This window comes from Gimesia sp. (genome assembly GCF_048260065.1).
Classification (GTDB): domain Bacteria; phylum Planctomycetota; class Planctomycetia; order Planctomycetales; family Planctomycetaceae; genus Gimesia.
The window spans coordinates 44,405-65,270 of sequence record NZ_JBLXHC010000023.1 but is presented as its reverse complement, the minus strand read 5'-3'; the positions used below and the strand labels follow the sequence as shown (position 1 = coordinate 65,270).

Annotated in this window: 13 protein-coding genes; 7 read left to right on the top strand and 6 right to left on the bottom strand. The window is 48.9% G+C overall.

Going from position 1 to position 20,866, the window contains the following annotated elements; translation table 11 throughout:
* Window positions 1-270: 270 nt before the first annotated feature.
* The 6 genes from ACN0YN_RS28255 to ACN0YN_RS28230 all read right to left on the bottom strand — a co-directional run bounded on the left by ACN0YN_RS28255 (window position 271) and on the right by ACN0YN_RS28230 (window position 10,605).
* On the bottom strand, window positions 271-996 hold the full coding sequence (locus ACN0YN_RS28255) for an ion channel (RefSeq protein WP_278470005.1): 726 nt from the start codon (window positions 994-996) through the stop codon (window positions 271-273).
* A 291-nt stretch (window positions 997-1,287) separates the two neighbouring features.
* Window positions 1,288-2,712, bottom strand: a complete 1,425-nt coding sequence (locus ACN0YN_RS28250) for a TolC family protein (RefSeq protein WP_145187202.1) — start codon at window positions 2,710-2,712, stop codon at window positions 1,288-1,290.
* 151 nt (window positions 2,713-2,863) lie between these two features.
* Window positions 2,864-4,408 (bottom strand): PP2C family protein-serine/threonine phosphatase, encoded by a 1,545-nt coding sequence (locus ACN0YN_RS28245; protein ID WP_145187199.1) that lies wholly within the window; start codon window positions 4,406-4,408, stop codon window positions 2,864-2,866.
* Between the two features lie 207 nt (window positions 4,409-4,615).
* A complete protein-coding gene (locus tag ACN0YN_RS28240) occupies window positions 4,616-5,086 on the bottom strand; it encodes a hypothetical protein (RefSeq protein ID WP_145187196.1) in 471 nt (156 codons plus the stop codon).
* Between the two features lie 39 nt (window positions 5,087-5,125).
* Window positions 5,126-8,647: an efflux RND transporter permease subunit gene (locus ACN0YN_RS28235; protein WP_145187194.1), complete on the bottom strand. Its 3,522-nt coding sequence runs from the start codon at window positions 8,645-8,647 to the stop codon at window positions 5,126-5,128.
* Window positions 8,644-10,605 carry an efflux RND transporter periplasmic adaptor subunit gene (locus tag ACN0YN_RS28230; protein WP_145187191.1) on the bottom strand — a complete coding sequence of 654 codons (1,962 nt, stop codon included), beginning with the start codon at window positions 10,603-10,605 and terminating at the stop codon, window positions 8,644-8,646. The genes ACN0YN_RS28235 and ACN0YN_RS28230 overlap by 4 nt, the downstream gene beginning before the upstream one ends.
* Window positions 10,606-12,445: 1,840 nt before the next feature.
* On the opposite strand from ACN0YN_RS28230, the gene ACN0YN_RS28225 reads away from it, so the two are divergent.
* The 7 genes from ACN0YN_RS28225 (at window position 12,446) to ACN0YN_RS28195 (ending at window position 20,865) form a co-directional block, all read left to right on the top strand.
* Window positions 12,446-13,003 (top strand): hypothetical protein, encoded by a 558-nt coding sequence (locus ACN0YN_RS28225; RefSeq protein WP_145187188.1) that lies wholly within the window; start codon window positions 12,446-12,448, stop codon window positions 13,001-13,003.
* A 442-nt stretch (window positions 13,004-13,445) separates the two neighbouring features.
* On the top strand, window positions 13,446-14,273 hold the full coding sequence (locus tag ACN0YN_RS28220) for a hypothetical protein (RefSeq protein ID WP_145187185.1): 828 nt from the start codon (window positions 13,446-13,448) through the stop codon (window positions 14,271-14,273).
* A 374-nt stretch (window positions 14,274-14,647) separates the two neighbouring features.
* A complete protein-coding gene (locus ACN0YN_RS28215; protein ID WP_145187182.1) occupies window positions 14,648-14,938 on the top strand; it encodes a glycogen-binding domain-containing protein in 291 nt (96 codons plus the stop codon).
* 113 nt (window positions 14,939-15,051) lie between these two features.
* Window positions 15,052-15,501, top strand: coding sequence for a hypothetical protein (locus tag ACN0YN_RS28210; protein ID WP_145187179.1), 450 nt, complete (start codon window positions 15,052-15,054; stop codon window positions 15,499-15,501).
* 337 nt (window positions 15,502-15,838) lie between these two features.
* Window positions 15,839-17,101 carry a cation:proton antiporter gene (locus ACN0YN_RS28205; protein WP_145187176.1) on the top strand — a complete coding sequence of 421 codons (1,263 nt, stop codon included), beginning with the start codon at window positions 15,839-15,841 and terminating at the stop codon, window positions 17,099-17,101.
* A 314-nt stretch (window positions 17,102-17,415) separates the two neighbouring features.
* Window positions 17,416-18,777: a Glu/Leu/Phe/Val family dehydrogenase gene (locus ACN0YN_RS28200; protein ID WP_145187173.1), complete on the top strand. Its 1,362-nt coding sequence runs from the start codon at window positions 17,416-17,418 to the stop codon at window positions 18,775-18,777.
* Window positions 18,778-18,846: 69 nt separating this feature from the next.
* Entirely contained in the window at window positions 18,847-20,865 is a 2,019-nt protein-coding gene (locus tag ACN0YN_RS28195; protein WP_350198720.1) for a 2Fe-2S iron-sulfur cluster-binding protein, read from the top strand.
* Window position 20,866 lies beyond the last annotated feature (1 nt).

Genomic DNA, 20,866 nt, shown 5'->3' with positions numbered 1-20,866 from the left:
ACGGCATCAGGATTAGGGAGCAAATTCTTCTATTCATACCCATATTTTCGGTAGAAAAACCAATAATGTTGAAGTTATTCTAACGCTCATATCACTAAAGTCCAGACTCACTCATCCAAAATACCCTGTCTGCCCCATTTTGATTTAGTCCGATCACATTCCAAGAGTCTTCAAAGTTTCAGCAAAGGCTGATAGATTCATTAAGAAACCTTGAAATTCGTTTTACAGCTCAACTGATTTTATCGTTTTGATATTTCAGGACTTTGCAATTCAGGACTGGCTATTTAAGCGATCTTGATTTTCACGAGATACCGACGAGATATATAGCGAAACTAATCTTGAAACCAGGATTGCAAAATAGAACTGGCCAAAGACAGCCTGAAGATAACAGGCTGTTTGAGCTGGCCCGGATACAGGAATGATATCTCCATAGCCCAGTGTCGCCATAGTCACGAACGATAAATAAATCAACGGTTGTAAGTTTGAGTTACTTAAAGTGACTGTTTCGGATGTAGAGCTTACCAGGTCATACCGAAATGCAGCTGGATCAATGACTATGATCATTGAGTATAAGTACGCCCAGAACAGTCCAGCCAGCAAATAGAGACAGACCGTCCCGATAATTGTATCCAATGTCACTTGATTGTCATCAAAAACGGCACTGAGTACATGGTAGAAGACAAACGCCAGGAAAATGATCACCAAAATGTTATGGAGGATCGTTAGGGAATCACTGTGAAAAAGAAAACTGCTGACATTCATAACCAGCATCAGGAATACGATCGTCAGACCAATGCCTAATGTCTTGTGACGCTGACAAATTGAGATAACTGCTGTCAGCAGGACCGCTGAAAACAACAGGCAGAAGAAAATCACAGAGCCTCTACTGCTACCTGTAAAGGCTGTTCCTATCAGTAATGTCAGTATAGAGCAAAGTAAATATGAGAACTTACCAAATCGATGGTGTACTTCCCGGTCAATTGCTTGGTTCGTCATTGTCGTTCCCATGATCCGCTGATTCATACTGATGCGGTAGGCTCTCTAAGTAGCCTGAGACTTGTCTGGAATGACATACACAATTGTCGTAGCAGGTATAGGTTAGTGGAGGAGGATCACAGTACTGGCAATCGATCTCACAACTAGAATAGCTGTGGTAAGTCGAGGCGCAACCTGTCATCATGATCGCTCCCAGCGTTGCGAACCAGCGCATCCACTTTTGAGCGTTATCCATCTTAAGCTCCTTCAATAGCAACCTCGTATATTTCGATTGCAGTAAAAACTTGTCTATTATGGTTCTACAGGTAAAGGTAAATTATCTAAAGCTTCAGGTGCTGCCGGTATGGGTTGCAAAGCCTGGGTATCAATTCCACCAATGACTCGTTCTAATTCTGCCAGCGATTGTCCTAATGAAGCTTCGAGCCGCAGGTAACTCACCTCAAACCGCAGCAATTCTCTCCAGTTATCCACCAACTGTAAAAAGTCGACTTCTCCGGTGTTATAGGCCTGGCTGGAGACTTCCAGTGTCTGGCGGGCTTTGGGGAGAATATCTTCACTGAACAGAGTTAACAGATCCTGCTGGCTTTTGGCTTGAGCAAATAGGTCCGCGACTTCTTCAAGTGTTTCGTCTTTCAATGAATCATAAGTTCGGGCCGTTGATACTGCTTTTGCCTCTGCGGAGCGAACTGCTGAATCCAACTTTTTTCTGTAAACCGGCAGGTTAATTCCTGCCGTGATTAAAAATGAATCGTTTCCGTTGGCAACAGGACTGACACCGGTAGATCCGACATCGATCCAGGTGGCCCCCAAAGTGACATCCGGTTTATACGCAAGGCGCGCCAAGTTTAGAGCTTGCCTGTCTTTTTCGAGTGTTGCTAATTGTGCATGCAACTCAGGACGAGAGGCTATCGCCTGACGTTGCAGCCAGTCTAAGTCGGCAGGTAGAGATCCCGGTTCGATATGTTCGAGTGCCAGTAATTTTGTCTGAGGTGAAATATGCAACAAACGAGCAAGTTTTGCCTGACCACTCACTAGCTTTTGTTCCAGACGAATCAATTCATTTTCGACATTCGAGATTTCCAGTTCAGCACGCAACAAGTCCTGCTGACTGACTTTTCCTGTCTTGTAACGTACGTTAGCTACGTCACGAATCTCGACTAATAATTGTTTATCTGCCTCAGTTACATTAATAGTCTGCTGAATAAAATAGAGTTCGTAATAGGCTCGTTTTACTTTAGCAACTGTGGCTAGTTCGACTGCTGCCAGTTGGGCTCTTGTCTCGTTTGTCTGTGATTCAGCCAGTTCTCCCTGTGCATTCAGTTTCCCGCGAGCTGGGAACTTCTGTGATATATTCAAGGCAAACTCCTGAGGGCCAGCAGCGGTCTGGACCTGTTCCGGATAAAACGTCATCCCCAGATTTGGGTCTTGCAAGCTTGAAGCAACAGGGACTTGATAAGCATTGGCTTCGACACGTTTTCGGGCAGCCTGGATATCCGGGTTTTGAGATAATGCGTACTGAATATATTCTTCAACCGAATGGGGCCCCTCCAAATCAGCAGCGACTGGATTGACTGTCTCTTGAGTCGGCGAGTATGCGGCTTGATGAACAGCCTGGGAAACTTGAGCGTACCCGGGGTCGTGGATCTGCTGCGCAGATTTACAACCGTTCAATAGTAGAAACAAGCTTAAAAAATGAACTGTATACTTCATGGCCATCCTTGGCCTCCCCCCGTGTTATGATCGATAACGACACATATTAGTTGTCATCGGTAAATTTGATTTGACCGAAACAGAGATTACTACTAAATCTTCAGTGAACCGAATTCGCACGTAACGATATTTCGGATTAGGTAATATCCAGTTCTGTTTACTGAGGGACTGACTGAACTTCCTCGTAAACTGTGGATGCCTGATGCTCAGAATTTTTCAGATGTGGAACCAATTCACATTTTAGCGCCAACAATGTCAGGTCATCATTCGGCGAAGAATTACAACGCCACTCAGCTATCACTTCATTGATTTTCATGATAGCGACAATGAGCGGCCTCTCATTCACTAGAGAGAACCAGGATGTTAATCGTGCTAACCCGAAGAGATCGCCTTTAGAGTTGGCAGATTCTGTCACGCCATCACTGAAGAGTAAGATCCGATCGCCCGGTGACAGAACGGTGTCTAATTGTTCCCATTCGGCATTTGCATCTAGTCCAATTAATAACCCCGTGCTTTTAAGGGAATCGAGTGATCCGGAATCTCTTATCAGAATCCCAGGAAGATGACCTGCACTGACCCATGATAAGGCACGCGATTCAGGTTTCCAACGTGCAAGAAACATTGAAGCAAAATTGCCTGGTAGGATCGTTGCCGCAAACTGACGATTTACTTCTTTTATTATCCGGATCAGATCGAATGGGGATTTTTCTGAAGCGGCCAATAGTAGTGATTTCAACATCGCTGCTCCCATCGCGGCTGGAACACCGTGACCACTTACATCAGCTATGCAAATTAACCATGATCCGTCCGATAGTGGTAAAAAATCGTAGTAATCTCCAGCAACGCTGTCCGCCGGTTCAAAAATGTGTGCTGTTTCAAGACCCGGAATCTGAACACCTTGGGGTAGTAAATACTGTTGTATCTTTCGTGCCTTCTCCATCTGATAACGACGGTCGCGGTCATTATCATTTAGTGACATACTCATGGAATTGATGGCCGTTGATAGCTGATTGATTTCACTACTGGAGAATGACGGGGCGACAGCCCCTAATTGTCCGGAAGTTATATTTTCGACTGTCTTCAACAATTGACTTAATGGCCTACCCACAATCTTTAAGAGCACGTAATTGACGATGCCAGCAGCCAACAATCCTAATATTCCCAGAACGGCAAGCTGAATTAGAACCTTCTTTCGTATCGCACGGCGCACATTTTTTAATGTTTCAATTACAAATACACTTGCTTCTTCACCAGACTGATGTCCGACGACAAGCTGGTGTTGACTGAATTCGTTCCATTGAATCGATTGTGGTTTTGAAAAATCGTATTGAGATAATATTGATCTGCTCTCAGGAGAAGAATTTCCAGCTTTCAGGTAAGTGCCATGCATGCTAACTATGATTTGATGACCGGGAGAAGCCGACTTTCGCATCTCCGAGCAGACTCTATCAATATACCCCTGGACGTCACCATGACTATGATCTTGTATCAAATGTGAAACGGCGGACTGAATCGCAATAGATTCATCATTCAAGCCGGTTCGCATTTGATCTGTCGCATTTTGCATCTCCCTATGATATTGCAATATCAAGAGACAAATTAGTGCGATACTGAGTGTGATATTAACGGACAGCAGTAACTGAAACCTGATCGTTCGAGGTTTATTCTTAATGGCAGTTATTCTGGTAAATAATGCTGACATGATGTTAAATATTCTTCATTCGATGATGAAATTAGACAGCAGAATAAAAATGCTAAAAGTTGAATTTGTTATATGTGCTTTTACAAAAGAATCCATGGAACACCTGAGCGTCGTTTGTTAGCGCAACATTCAATCACTCAGGTGTTCCAACTCAGGAGTCGACCTGAAATAAGTAACGTATTCTTAAGCCTGCAAAGATTGCTTCTCTCACTTACGTAATGTCGCGGCATACAATTCGTCGACCTTGCTCAGATAGGTTTCCGGATCTGCAGCGATCTTTTTGGTACAAGGAGGGCAACAGACATAAACTATCCGCCCGTCTACAATGGTCCATTTCGGTTTCTGTGGCAGCTCTTTTTTCATCACCGGGCACATGTGCTGTGCTTTTGCAAAATTGCCATGAATTGTCGACCAGTGCTGAGGGTCGACCTTGCTTTTTAAGCAGCCTTTACAACACAGGTAAACAGATTCTTTACCGACATTGACTTTGATTGGCTGACCATGATTACCCAGTTTCTGTCCCGAGACCGGACAAATCTGCTGGGCCTTGATACGTAACTGATCGCGTTGACTTAGCTTTCCATCGGCCTGTAGTTGTTGTGCCTCTAACAGGTTCTGCCCACAGACTACGGTTCCTGCTACGACAGCCAGTGCAAAAATCATTTTGATACATTTCATAATATTCTCCTTAAAACTAAAAAACGAATTCAGACCCGACTAGGAAACGGGCCCGGTAAGTGCTGGATCGAACGACGAATTCTGCGATCCAGACTGTTGTTGATCCTGACAGAGCACGTGTCCCTGCAGCCCCACTCTAATTTTGAATTCCAGGTATGCACAATAGATGGTAGGGACGATGAATGTAGTGAAAGGTTCGACCAGCATGCCACCCAGCACAGGCAGTGCCATCGCGCGGGCCACATCTGCCCCGCGCCCCTGCGAAATCAATACTGGCAGCAGGGCAAAAATCGTGGTCAACGTCGTCATTACACAAGGGCGAATGCGTTTCAGCCCTGCTTCATAGATGGCTTCGCGTAAGTCAGCGATGCTGGTAACCGAACGGCGTTTCAGTGTCTGCTGAATGTAGGTAGCCATCACCACGCCATCGTCAACCGCAATACCAAACAGAGCGATAAATCCGACCCAAACTGCGGTATTCATATCCACGCCCATCCATGCTACAGCAATCATTCCACCGGCAAAGGCCACCGGAATCCCCGAAAAGACGATCGCCGCGATGGCCAGATCTTGAAAACTCAAATAGATAATCAACAGATTAACCAGCAGTACTGTGGGAATGATCCACATCAGTCGCCGGTTGGCTTCGATCTGGTTCTGAAACGACCCCACAGCCTGTAACTCGAAATTTCCATCGGGAAAGGTCAGTGTCCCGTTTTCCCGAGCAGCCCGTAATGCAGACATCACCTCATCAACGGTTTCCAGATCCCCAGAAGCACCTGAAGGAGAGAATGCGACGTGGGCAACGAGACGGGCATCTTCGCTGTTAATCGCCCCTGGCCCCCAGGTCGTAGTAACGTCTGCCAGACGTTCCAGGGGCACAATATCTCCGCCGTGTGTCACCACGGATACCTGACGTAAATCATCCAGATCCTTGCGGACGCTCCGTTCAAAACGGACCTGTATCGGGTAGCGTTCGCGACCTTCCACTGTCGTAGTGACATCGATTCCTCCTAACCCGGCAGACACGATCTGATTTACCATCATCGTCGTCATGCCATAGCGGGCGGCTTCTTCCCGGTCGACTTCGAATTCATAGTAAGGCTTGCCCATCACAATGTCGGGATTGACGGTTCCCGCGTTGACATAATGGTTCTGCTTCAGGTTTTTTGCGACTGCCAGCGATGCTTTTGACAAGCCCTCCAAATCGTCGCCGTAAACCCGAATCGCCATTGAGGCCTTGATGCCGCTCTGCAGCATGACGACACGTCCTTCGATCGGCTGCAGAGGTGAAGCCGGTGTTACCCCCGGCAGGGTAGCCACTTTGTTGATTTCGTCCCAGATCTGTCTTGCGGTTATCCCTTCCCGCCATTCGGCGCGGGGCTTGAGCATGACATAAGTTTCGACCATTGCCGCTGGTGCCGGGTCGAGTGCAGATTCCGCGCGACCAATTTTACCCAGTACATTTTGCACTTCCGGGATCTCTTTGATCAACGTATCCTGGGCCTGCAAGATCTCCATCGTCTGAGAGAAACTGGCAGCTGGATACAGGCTGGGCATATAGAACCAGCTGCCTTCATCCAGGGCAATCCAGTCATCCGACTTCAGTCCCGTAAAAAAGTGTTTCGCATCCACATAGCCGGGCACCTCGTTAAGGTCTGCTCCGAGTAGCGAGACGACCTGTTCCAGGGGACGTAACACCGTCGGCAAGCCCAACCAGGCGCCTGCCCCCAGAACCATGATCATCGCGGGGATAGAGAGCATCAGCAGCTTATGCCGTAGCGCCATCCTGAGCCGGCCCGCATACAGAAACCGCACAAAACGACTGGCGGGATTCTCTTCCATGGAACGAATTTTCTCGCACGTTACCCACCAGCCCAGCAGAAAACCGGCTACCGCAGCAAAGACAGTTGCCGCATACAGGGTCAACGACGACCCTTCGGCGATGTGGTCTCCCCAGACAAACCAACAGAGGGCGGCTGTGAGACAGCCTACGCCCGCGCCTGCCGCCAGTTGTCCCCAGCGGGGGATTTGCGAACTGCGGAGAAAGATCCGACAGAGCATCGGCAGCACGATCACCGCTACAATCAGGCTGGACACCAGCGCGAACGTCTTAGTCCAGGCAAGTGGAGCGAACAGTCTATGATCACGGCCGGTCAGAAAAAAGACGGGTAGAAAGCTGATGATCGTCGTACTGACGGCGGTGATTACGGCGGGGATCACCTCAGCGGCTGAATCACGGATGACGGTCAGCCGCTGCTGGGGACCACCCGCAGAACCGTTGGCTTCCCAGTCGGACAGGCTGCCATAGATGTTTTCCAGAATGATAATCCCCATATCGACCATCGTGCCGATCGCAATCGCGATACCTGCCAGCGACATGATATTGGCATCGACACCAAAAGTTTTCATGGCAATGAACGACATCAGCACCGCCATGGGCAGTGTGATGGCAATAATGATGCTGGCGCGGATGTGCAGCAGAAACAGAACCATAACCGCGATGGTGATGATCGTTTCATGAATTAACGCTTCGGTCAGCGTGGAAACCGTCTCGTCGATCAAGACACTCCGATCGTAGACGCCATGTATTTTTATTCCACCCAACTCCGTCTCCAGAGAATCAATTTTGGACTGAACACGCTCGATCACTTTACGGGGGTTCTCACCATAGCGCATCACCACCACCCCCCCCACGGATTCATGTCCATTAAAATCCAGGGCACCGCGTCGGAAGGCAGGACCGGTCTGGACCTGGGCTACGTCGCTGATACGAATCGGCACGCCTTTGCTGACGGTGATCACCGTACTGTTGATCTGTTCGATGGTTTCCTGTTCCGTTTTATCCGCACCGATAAAACCCTTGCCGCGAACAATGAATTCCATCCCGCCCGTCTCGACGGTCTTGGCGCCGACGTCGATGTTTGATGCCTTGACCGAATCAATTACCTTGCTGAGCGGGATGTTATGGTAGCGGAGTTCATCCGGGTCAACTTCGATCTGATACTGTTTCACATAGCCGCCAATCGAAGCCACCTCTGCCACACCGTCTACTGACTGGAGCGCGTACTTAATAAAGAAGTCCTGCTTCGATCTCAACTCAGCCAGATCCATATCTTTTGGCGGCTCAAGCACATAGTAGAATATTTGTCCTAAAGCAGTGGCATCTGGTGCGAGTGTTGGAACCACACCCTCCGGTAGAGAACCGTTGACTGTAGTCAGTTGTTCTGCCACACGAGAACGGGCCCAGTAGAAATCGACATCATCGTCAAACGTAACCTGCACGAAGCTAAAGCCGAACATGCTTTTGCCACGGACACTTTTGGAACCCGGTACCGCCTGTAACGCAATCGAAAGTGGATATGTAATCTGGTCTTCCACATCTTTCGGAGACCGTCCGGCCCATTCAGTGAGCACGATTACCTGGTTTTCGCCCACATTGGGAATCGCATCGATGGGAACCTGTTGCGCCGAGTACCAGCCATAACCGAGCAGAGCAACGGACAGTAGTACAATCAGGAGTCGTTGACGGAGGCAAAAATCGAGTACGCTGTGAATCATTGTCGAGCCTTCTTATTCTGTCCGGCGGCTGTTTGTGGTGTGACGGGCCGTGGTGGTTTCAGTTTCAAAGATTCGTGTTCTATTTCCATGTCCATAGGCATATCAATTGGGGGCAGGCTGTCGTCAAATTCCATGATTTCAGGCATATCCAGGGGGGGGAGTTCCATATCATTCCCTGAGTCGAACTGATTCTTCGATGCATCTGCAGTTTTGATTATTTCCAGATATTTCTGAGGATGTTCCAAAAGACTTTCGCGGCAGCCTTCACAACAGATGAAAACAGTTTCTCCATTCACGTCTACTTTGGGAGGTGCGCCCATCGAACCTAGATACATCATGGTTACCGGACAAATCCGTTGATTTTCGACCAGTTTTTGGTCTGTTTTAGGGAGTTTCGAAAGCGTGGCCAACATCGTTTCCGACAGGCCTTCATCCGGCAGCGGTTCGGCCCGAGTCGGATCAATCAGAGAAGGATTACCCGCCAACTGCATCTGCGAATCGATCAGGAAGTTCCCCCTGGTCGCCACCTGTTCCCCTTGTGTCACCCCTTTCAGGATCACGATCTGCTCACCACAGATCGGACCGAGTACGACGTTGCGTATCTCAAAGCGACCTGGCTTGGTTTCGACATAGAGCACACTGTGTTCGCCCGCCATCAGAACCGCATCGCGGGGCACTGTGAGCGCTTCACTCTCAGCAAATGACTGCGACACATAACCATACTGCGACGTGGGAACCAGATCTTGGCCTGACAGAGGGCACTTACCGGAGGCTTTGGCGATAATATGAGGATGTCGCGGACAAATCCAACAATCCGCTAACTCGGAATCATAGATGCCGCTTGACTTTGCTTTGCTTCCCGCAGGAAGGGAGATCGTCGCGCGTGCATAATCTCCGACGCGTAACTGTCCTTGTAGATTCGGTATCACAATCCGCACACCCACCGTACGAGTCTGGGGATCGACCTGAGGATCGATAAACGCCACACGGCCGGAAATGGTCTCATCGGGCTGAGACTGGATAATCGCCTCGACTTTCTGTCCGTAACGGATCGCTGCAGCATCTTCAGGAAACAGCTCGAGCATCAGCCACAACTGCGAAAGATCGGCCAACTGATAGATGACCTGACCTTCTTTGACATACTGGCCTTCGATGGCCTGTTTTTTGATCACCGTTCCACTGATGGGGGCACATAAATGCATTCGGCTATTAGCAGTGCCCGTTTTTTCGATTTCGTCGATCTGTGACATTGTCATGCCAAGTTCGACTAACCTCTGTTTCGAACTCTGATAGAGATTTTCGTTAGTCTGGATCACCCGCTGAAGTGTGGCAGAGCGACTGTGCTTTAACGCTTTTTTTGCCAGAAGCAGCTCGACCTGACTCGAATAAAGCAGGGGCGAGTAAATATATGCCAGATGATCTCCCTGTTTGACTTCGACACCGGTGAAGTCGGCATAGAGTCGTTCAATACGACCGTCCACATAGGCAGACAGTGTTTTAAGGTTGCCTTCGTCATAGCCCAATTCACCCACGGAATGGATTGTATGAGTCAGAGGGAGTGATTGGACCGTTGCGGTTTGAATATTGGCAATCCGTCTGGCAGCGGGATCAATGTGGACTGCGCGGGGATCTGAGTTCGAGCCATCGGAAGTCGCGGGCACAAGCTCCATTGCACACACCGGACACCGGCCGGGTTCTGATTGAGGCGGGGTGCACATCATCGGACAAATATATTTGATGGCTTTGCTGAGAGCAGAACCGTGACTATGGCCTCCTCCGCCTGCAGTAATAAATCCCATCTGCTGGGCGACTCCCAGTCCGGCGATCAACAGTGCCCCACACAGCAGAAACAGTGCTGGTTGTACCAGTAGTCGAATCCACCAATGGCGTGTCTCCTGTTTGCGCTGAGAGGCTGCATTATCTACAGCGCAGATCTCACTTTTATTAGAATTATTCATACCAACCTCAACAGAATTGTTTCAGCCAACTGTAATCTCTTAGGAAAATGGGGTCTGTCCGTTTTACTTTGGCCAGGGATTGATGAATCGAAAACGCATCAACTCTGGAGCGTGTTAATACAACTGTAAAACAGGGGCAAACTGCGCGCACAAAGACAGCAAAGGCGTGAGATCAGATCAGCCAGCGGCAAAGAATCTCTTGCTGGCGAGGAATGGGCCGAAATGAGAATGGCAGGGTGTCAAACGTAGCGTCTGCTTGCGATTGTTTCATGCAGACAGCAAACGTGACGACCAGTGCGGCTGCGCGCCGGGATGATTCACGTTCATGTGAACTACGATTTTCATCCGGAGCGGCAGGAAGTTCCTTCTCGACTGAACATCGGCATTGCAGCTGATGAGATGATTGAGAGCAGCAACTGTATTCCGCTTCAATCAAGGGTAAGCAGCAGCACGCTTCAGTACCACAATGACTACCAGCCTGCGCTAACGGAACAATTCCCCCGAAGAGAGTTGCTGCCACCAGCACACAGGAAGTCAATGAGTGAATAGAAAACGGAAACATCGCTACACCAGTCAAAAGGAAAGTCTCATTTGTTTTAAGGCCCAGACTTACGACAGTCAAGTCTGAATTCTGTTCACGCTAAGCTGAGCAATTCTCATGGTCTACCCTAATACTGGATTTTTAAAGACTTTGCATCGTTTAATGCGATCAGAAATTTGTTACTGATTGCGAAACGATAGCGCAGGGAAAAAAAACAGACGTGTGAGCAGCGCGTAAAGATATTGCTAAAACTAACCTATAGCGTGAAGCGGCAAAGAGATACGCAGCGATCAAGGGACACCAGAGATGCTGAAATACAGCGAGGTTTTCCCAATTTTGGTGGCTGATCGACAAGAGTCGTCACCACCGTCAACTGTGACAGGCTCACCAATTTTTCGGAAGGATTTTTCGCGTCTGATGACGGTACAAGGGGACTAACGGGCTGGCTTTGCTTACCACAATGACAGTTTGTCCCGCAAGAGCATGAACCAGGTTCTGAAGCCTGAGTTTCGATACAACAGGCGTCTTTTTCTGACTGTGACTCACAACCAGAGGCAGAGTCTGTCGTGATTTCTGTACCCTCTCCACAATGGCAGATTGGTGCACCCGTACAACAACAGCAGTTCGTGAACGATAGAGAACAACCAAGGCTACAGTTACAGGAAGCAGCAGGTAGATCTTGCAATGGAACTGTCAGCATAGCTAGACAGATCAAAATGCGAGTCGTGATTGTATTAGTCATCCACATGAAAGAAAAACCCTTTATTCTCTGCTGCCCTGTGTCAGCGAGGAAGTTTCTATCCATTTAAATCGGTCCATACAGAAATGAACTACAGGCGAACTATCTGGAAATCGTCAATCTTTTCAGGATGTGTCGCAAAAATGTAGATGCTAAAGATTTGGGTAGACTGCGGGAGTATCTTCATAATCAGACATAGAGTCAATAGAGGTTACGCTTGCATCTCTATCATGTAATCGATGCAGAAACTGGTGAGATGAAAATCTCCAATCTGAATCTGAACTCATTACATTTCAATCACTTCCATCATCAGGGGAGGCGATTCATTACATAAATAGAATGGCCCCTTTAAGTTCGTTCTGTCGATTATGCCAACCCAAATGGACCAATTCTCCCGCAGTTATATTTCAATGTTGCCAGGTCACTATTTCTTCAAAGTGAGCTAAAAAAAGCTGATATTTACAAATTCAAAGTAAGTCGTGAAGAAACCGGTATCATCACGCATCCAATACCAGCGATAGCGTTCAATTTAACATTTCAAATATTTTTGGGAGAAGATCATGAAACACTCACGTCTCTTATTAGCAGGAATCTGTTTTGCTATCGTCGCGCCTGCGATATTGTCAAAAGATCTGTCGGCGTTTGCCCCGCCGGGATCGCGCCCATATATGGGAAAGCCTCACTATGGGTCGAGCACTTTCCGTTCATCGCGCAACATGAATCACGCGAGAGATTATTCTCGTGACCTCTATTACTATACTCGTGATGCTCAAACCATCGACCCAGAACTGGCAAGGTCAGAGTCCACAGAACTCGCGCGGAATATCGACGCTACGAAAAAGGAACTCGCCACGATCCGCAAAGAGTACGCCGGAGATAAAGAAGTCCTGGCGAGCTTAAAGGTAATTGAAGACCATCTAACGAATGCAACAGCACAACACAAGAAACTACACGCTGAATGCCAGATGGACACGTTCGATCGAACTGCTGGGATGAAATGCTGCAGTGACATCACCAAAGAGTTGGAAAAAGCGATGGCTGAGCATGCAGCGCTGATGCGTAAACTCGAAATTAAGGAACTAGCCAATAGTAAGAAGGAAACCACACCAAAAAAGTAAGTGTTTGTGATCTCTCCAACAATACTGGCGATCCTTACAGACAATGAAGGAGAGCATTATTTCATATTTTGACAAATTGAATACCTGCAAACGAGAGGGGATTCACCAAGGAAGTTGCTGTTCTTCCTTGGTGCCTTCGGATCTAGACGGATGAGAAATTCAAGATTTCATTGATTTTGTTTGTCAGAGTCGAGGCAAGGCCGCTCGCACTTCGTTCCAGCGATTGCTGCTAAAGGCCGAAGAGGAAATGGCTTAGAAAGCGACCATCCTCAATGCTCACGACAGCAAGTTCTCTCTGGCCTTAAAATAGATTGATGCGGAATACAAACATGATGCTGCCAAAGACACCATGATAACACGAAGGCGAAGCTCGAAAATCAGAAATAAAAGAGGTTTCCGTCTAGATTCTCAGTTAAAAATCAGTTGAATGAGGAGCGTTATAATGAACTACGCCACAAGGACCAAGAATTTTCAAATTGTTTTGACTTTGGTCGCAGTCCTTTTCTTATTGAGTTTAGTCAGTTTGAGGACAGTCCGCGCACAAAGTTCTACAGCGAAAGGTAGTCCTCACACGAATCACACTTCAGGCAAGTCAACCACCGGTGACCAATCGTTAGCCGCTCAAATTCAAGACTTACAAACCAAAGTGGCGAAACTCGAAATGACGTTACAGCAAAAGCACGATGGCAAAATGGGCTCCGGGATGAAAAGCAATCCGATGAAGGACATGATGGGGAAAGGTATGGGAAAAAAAGTTGGCATGGGCATGGCAACAATGTCTGGGCAGCGAATGTCTGAAATGGGAATGATGAATGGAAAAGGAATGTCGGGAATGGCAATGATGGGACAGATGAAAGGCATGGGGCAGATGCAGATGCCGTCGGCATTGCCTGGGTTTGCCGGCGCATCGCACATCTATCATATTGGCGCCACCAGTTTTTTTCTCGACCATTCACAGCACATCACGTTGACTCAAGAACAACAAGTAAAGCTGAATCAAATCAAGGAAAAGGTGTTGTTGGGTCAGGCCACATTTGACCGTTGGATTTCGGAGGCAGAGCAGGAACTTTGGGTGTTAACCAGTTCCGATACGCCCGCCGCGGCCAAGATTGAGACCAAGATTCGTGAAATCGAAAAACTCCGTAGCGACAAGCGGATCGCCTACATCCGAGCAGTCGGGGAAGCAGCCAGGGTTCTCACTGACGAACAACGTCAAACTCTCGTCGGAAACTTGTCTCCGGATCACCAGACGACGGGGGCGCGCGAATAGAACTAAGTCATCACTCACGCGGGAAAAGGTCTGAGAATAGTTACTAAATTTTTTATAGAGCAAGATGAAGAATAAGTAAGAATACGAACAATAACCACCGCTACGGCAACGTATAATTTGCCATGAGCAGAATTTTGTGAACTAGAAGCACGAGATCACGTTTAGCAAATGATTTGTTTGTCACGGCATCCAACTATAGCGATTCAAAATGCTGCCAAAGCTTTGAATGCTGCCAGGTCTGATTCTGGCAGTCAATTGGGGGTGGGAAGCAAATCATCACCTCTGTGGCAAAGACAAAGTCCACCCAAGTAGATTCTGAAATCATTAAGACTCTCGACGAAAAACCCTCTTGTAATGTAACAAGGAACAGTTTTATGTCAAAACGAAAAACAAAATCGACGAAGTTTAACTGCCACGCACCAGACGCTGAAGTTGTGTTTTTGGCCGGTACATTCAATGACTGGCAAATGGATGCAACACCGATGACAACGGACGGCAAAGGTAACTGGACTACCGAATTGAAATTACCACCCGGGAGGAGTGAATATAAGTTCGTCGTGGACGGCCAGTGGTGCTGTGAGCCAAACTGCCAGACTTCGGACGAATGCCCCAAATGTGTTCCGAATGACTTCGGCACGCTGAACCGGTTCGTCGATGTCGTATGATTTTCCCCGTACATTACGGGCAATGAAAGGAGAGACGAAAAACAGCACGTTCACAATATACGGTCAGAAAAACCATGTTTGTCCTCAACTAACTAGTTAAAGGAGCCACGCTCATGACAAAGAAAACTAACCTCATCAGCAAGCTTAGCATCACTACTGGACTTACACTCGCTATTTCGATGATGGTGTGGTGGTCCGTTGCAGCCCAAGCAGATGACAAAAAACATGATGCTCATCATGGGCATGATGCGGTCCATATGAACCACATCAAGACCCAAGCAGAGGCGGAAGCTCTGAAGCCGGGAGACTCGATTGCCATGGCGTGTAGCATGTGCAAGCATGTGATGGTCCAGCATGTGACTAAGGACAAATCGCATGTCAAAATGCTGACTATTGGCCAAAAGCACAAATGTGCCGCTTGTGGCGGTAGTGTCGCTGTTGTTGGTACCGGTAAAGGCAAAGGAAAGAACGAAGAAGTGAACCATGTTTGCTCGAAGTGTGGTGATGACGCGATGTTTGTCTGTGCGACCAAGCCTGGCAGCGGTGCTAAACACCATCACTAACCAGGCAAAAAGAAACCTGAAATAGTTAAGACTTAATCTGACCGTGAGGGTCAGGACTACACCAAGCTGTCACCGTAGGGCAGAATCCCAACCTGCCCTACGGTTGTATAAGTCCCTGTGGGGAGTCAAATTCGCTATGTGCCGATTCGTCCTTTACATGGAGGCCGAGATCACTCTGAATGTCTTAACAACGCGCCCATCTAACCGAGCATCGTCGATAATCATTGCGTCTGAGCCACTCAACGACGAGCCAGACTGAGAACCCGTTCCGCACAACCATCTGTTACCGATACTTCCCAACCGTTCAATGCAGCTGCGAGGCATCGGGTGATCGCTCATGGACATAAAATCTGTCACCATTATCGCCTTGGGAATCATTCTCTTCGGTCTTGTTTCGGCGCGATTGCGGCAGAGTGTCGTCACTGCACCAATGGTCTTCGTCTTATTCGGTCTGTTGATTGGAGATGCGGGCTTTCGCCTACTCGAATTCCAACTGGCAAACAACGCAATATATTTTCTTGCTGAACTGACTTTGGTCATAGTCCTGTTCACAGACGCATCGCGGATCGACCTGAAACTGCTGTACAGGGAACATAATCTGCCGGTCCGGTTACTGACGATTGGACTGCCGCTTAGTATTGCTTTCGGTACCCTTATCGCTTGGTTGTTATTCCAAGAACTGGGTTTTTGGCAGGCCGCTGTATTGGCGACGATTGTGACGCCAACTGATGCCGCTTTGGCCCATGTTGTGGTTACGAATAAATTAGTACCGATTCGAATTCGCCAAAGCATCAGCGTCGAAAGTGGTTTGAATGATGGGCTATGTCTACCACTGTTTCTGATCTTTTTGTGCGGCGCACGTGTGGCTGAGCATCCAGAGTCGACCGCGTATTGGGTTCGTTTTACCGCGATGCAAGTCGGCCTTGGTCCACTGGTCGGCATCGGAGTTGGCTACGTCGGGGGTAAACTGATTGAGCATGCGTCACGACGCGAGTGGATCAGTCATTCGTTTCTCGAACTCACGACACTCGCCCTAGCACTGCTCTCTTTTGGTGCAGCCGAGTTAGTCGGCGGCAACGGTTTCATTGCGGCCTTCTGTGCAGGACTGACCATCGGAAACGTCTCGCGAGCACTCTGCGGCGCAGTTCGCGAATTCGCAGAGACCGAAGGGCAGTTACTAACGTTGCTGGTATTTCTAGTTTTTGGTGCCGTCCTGCTGCCGCAGGCCTTTGCCAACATCACATTCCTTGGGTTTTTCTACAGTATTATGGGATTGACTGTGCTAAGGATGCTGCCTGTGGCAGTGAGCCTTGTGGGAACACGGCTGCGACGGGATACACGTTTGTTTGTCGGCTGGTTCGGACCACGCGGAGTTGCATCGATTGTATTTGCTTTGGTGCTGATGGAAGAAATTGCTATCCCTGCTCGGCAGGAGGTCTTCGCAGTAGCCATGGCGACGGTGGCTTTAAGTGTGTTCAGTCACGGATTAACTGCCTATCCTGCAGCGAAATGGTATGCTCGTCGCACAACGGCCACGAAGAAATTGGGTGCAGCCGCTGAGCACGAATCAATCAACGAAATGCCGTTTCACCGATACTGAGGTAATTTCCACGGACGCGAACTCATGGCGTGTTGACGAAGTTCCGGAAGTGGAGAACGTTTTTGCGTTTGTCATATATATGATGCGCCGTGCATCAACGGGGATCAATTGGGACAGGATAGTGGTTCCAATATTGCTGGCCGTGGAGGGCTTGTGTTGCCAAGGCCGTAAAAGAAGAAAAAAATCTACTACATTCTGAAGAATGCCGTCCTAAGCAGCATCTAAGGAACTATAGGAGACTGGTGCTCTCTAAACCGAGTCAGCATTCAGCCTTGAACAGGCTATAGCAGACATGATTTCAAGAGGTAGTAACGATGGCCAAACAGGAAGTTAACGGAATTTTTGAGGACGCCATTGGTCGACTTGATCAGGCAGCTGAATTCACAAAAATTGATAAAGAGGCAATCGAGCGACTGCGGCACCCCAAGGCTGTGCTGCAGGTCTCAATACCGGTTCGCATGGATGATGGCTCGCTACGGATTTTTCAAGGATTTCGTGTCCGACACGACGACACACGTGGACCGACAAAAGGTGGCATCCGCTTTCACCCAGGCGTGTCTCTGGATGAAGTAAAGGCGCTGGCCTTCTGGATGACCTGCAAGTGTGCCGTGGTGGGCATCCCATTTGGAGGCGGAAAGGGTGGCGTGATTGTTGACCCAAAACAACTTTCACGGATGGAGTTGGAACGGCTGAGCCGCGGATTTATCGGACAAGTCGCAGACTTCGTTGGGCCAGAAACTGACATTCCGGCCCCGGACGTGTATACAAACGCCATGATTATGGGTTGGATGATGGATGAATATTCAAAAATTCATCGCCAACGTATACCGGCTGTGATCACCGGCAAACCAATTCCTTTGGGCGGTAGTCTAGGGCGTGACGACGCGACGGGCCGTGGAGCATACTATTGTATTAAGGAATTGGAGAAGCTGAAGGATTGGCAACCAACCGACATTCGTGTTGCCGTTCAGGGATTCGGAAATGCGGGACAACACGTCTCACGACTGCTACATGCTGACGGTTACCGTATCGTCGCCATCAGTGATTCGCGAGGTGGTATCTATCGAGCCGAAGGACTTGATATTCCAAGGGCCATCAAGTTGAAACAAGAAGGCCAGATGATTGGTGGCGTCTATAGTGAAAGATCAGTATGTGATTGTCCCGTTTGTGGAGACGCTGAGTCCAAGTGCAAATGTACCACAAATGACCCAGCTACGGGTGAATCAATCAGCAATGCCGATCTGCTGGAATTGGGCGTGGATATTCTGATTCCCGCCGCGCTGGAGAATCAATTAACCGCTGACAACGCCAGCCGAATCAAGGCGCCAATGATTGTCGAGGTCGCCAATGGCCCCACAACAAGCGCTGCTGAAGAAATTTTGGACAAACGAAACACGTTCGTGGTTCCGGATATTCTGGCTAATGCGGGGGGCGTTACAGTAAGCTACTTTGAGTGGGCTCAGAACCGTGCGGGATATTATTGGACGCAAGATGAAGTACAAGATCGCTTGCAGCGCATTATGGCTCGGGAGTTCAACGCGATATACGAACTGATGACAAATCTCGCAATCAATATGCGAACGGCAGCCTATGCTCATGGATTGAACCGAATCAGCGAAGCGATTGAGTCACAAGGCACCCACCAATATTTCTCGAACGGCATCGTCTCAAATTAAAAATGAGAGCGAGACCAGCGTAAGTTAATCGCCGCAATGAAAGCTGATGTGAGAGTGACTGGAGACAGCATGCGTAAAGACTTGATTCTGAACTTTAGGGCAATCCCTTGGACCAGTGTACCGTTCCTTGCTGTGCTCGGGCTTGCGTTCATGGTAACGTCGCTCACCTATGGGCAGGTGTCTCCCGAAGAGCACAAAAAACATCACCCGGGACAGGCTGGAGCAGGTAACGCAGGACCGGCGGGCAAAAACCCTGGCATGATGGGGGGCGGCAAAGGTGGTGGCATGGGCGGAATGATGGGAGGCGGGAAGGATAGCGGCATGGATGTCATGATGGAGAGAATGGGCGCGCCCAAGACCAAAGAACTGTACCCCAAGCTGATGGACCTGCCCGACCTACCCATGGAAGAGCGGGCTGTGATCGTACAGGAAGCCCACCAGCGGATGATGGAAGGCGCGAAACTGCTAGCCACTGGGCTTGACGAACTGACCAACACCGTACCTACCGACGATTTCGCTGCGATGCAAGTGGCCACGGCCAAGATGCGAGAGGGTTTAGCGCAATTTGAAAGTGGTTTGGCTGCTCACCGTGCAATCGACGAGGGTAAAGCTCCCCGCAACGTCGCTTTACAATGGTTTAAGCGCGAGATGCACCTGCTGCCACCTGCAGGTGCGAAACCGACGGGAGTTCGGCTCTGGGGCATGACGCCCTTTCACACAGGAGTGATGGTTTTACTGAGTGTCTTCGCTGCCGCTATGATTGCCATGTACTTCTTTAAGATGCGTCGTGCATCGGCGCTGCTTGATAAACTTATCACAGACGAGTCGGCTAACGAAGGTGCCAGTACGACGAAGGTTTCTCCCTCGACCAGTCCGCCATCAGATTCACTGACTGAACCTGAGCATCCTGCAACCTCGAAGGATTCCAATAAGTCGGCAACCGTTGCCGATTGTTGCAATGATTCGGAAGAGACTTGCCCCAGTGACGAGGAATTAACTGATCGGCCAGATATCTCAGCAGGTCTCCTGCCGATTCGTAAGAAGAAGCTATGCCGGTTGCGGGTGGCCCGCATCAACCAGGAAACACCCGACGTAAAAACTTTTCGGCTGGTCGCCTGCCATGGGGGCGGCATCCCTTTTAATTATTTGCCAGGTCAGTTTCTCACGCTCACGTTGCCGGTCGGCGAAAAACCGATCAGGCGAAGTTACACGATCTCTTCATCGCCAACCCAGGGATACTACTGTGAGATCTCAGTCAAGCGGGAAGAATATGGCGCGGGCTCTCGATATCTTCACGACGAATTAAAAGTTGGCGACACAATCGAAGTGCAGGCCCCTAGTGGCAAATTCATATTCACAGGCAAAGAGGCAGACAGCATTGTGTTGATAGCTGGTGGCGTGGGGATCACGCCGATGATGAGTGTCACCCGCGCTCTGACGGACATGGTCTGGAATGGTGACATCTACTTTATCGTGGCCTGTCATGACCCTGAGCATTTCATCTTCGAGTCCGAACTTAAGCGGCTTCAGGAGCAACATGAGAATTTGCATGTTTTCGTTGCGATGAGTCGCATCGAAGAGGAAAGGGATGGCTATCGGAAGGGTAGGCTATCGCGAGACTTATTAGCTGAGTGGGTGCCAGAAATTGCTTCCAGACGGATTCACATCTGTGGTCCGGTTGCGATGATGGATGCAGCCAAGAAAATGCTGCTCAAACTCAAAGTGCCTATGGAGAGCATACACACCGAGAATTTTGGAGGCGAACAGAAACCACAAGTACGAGCCAAAGAACGAGCGAAGGCGGCTGGGACGGACATCGCTGAGACTGGCGGAACGGTGACCTTCAGTAAGTCAGCCAAGTCAACACAATTTCAGGCGGACGAGACCGTTTTGGAGGCGTCCGAGCGGGTGGACGTTGACATCGACTATTCCTGCCGGGTTGGCTCGTGTGGGGTGTGCGTAGTCAAACTCCTGTCAGGAAAAGTTTCCATGGAAGTTGAAGATGGCTTGGAACCGGAAGACAAAGAGACAGGAATGATTCTTGCCTGTCAAGCAAAATCATCCGGCAATGTAAGTGTAGAAGCGTAAG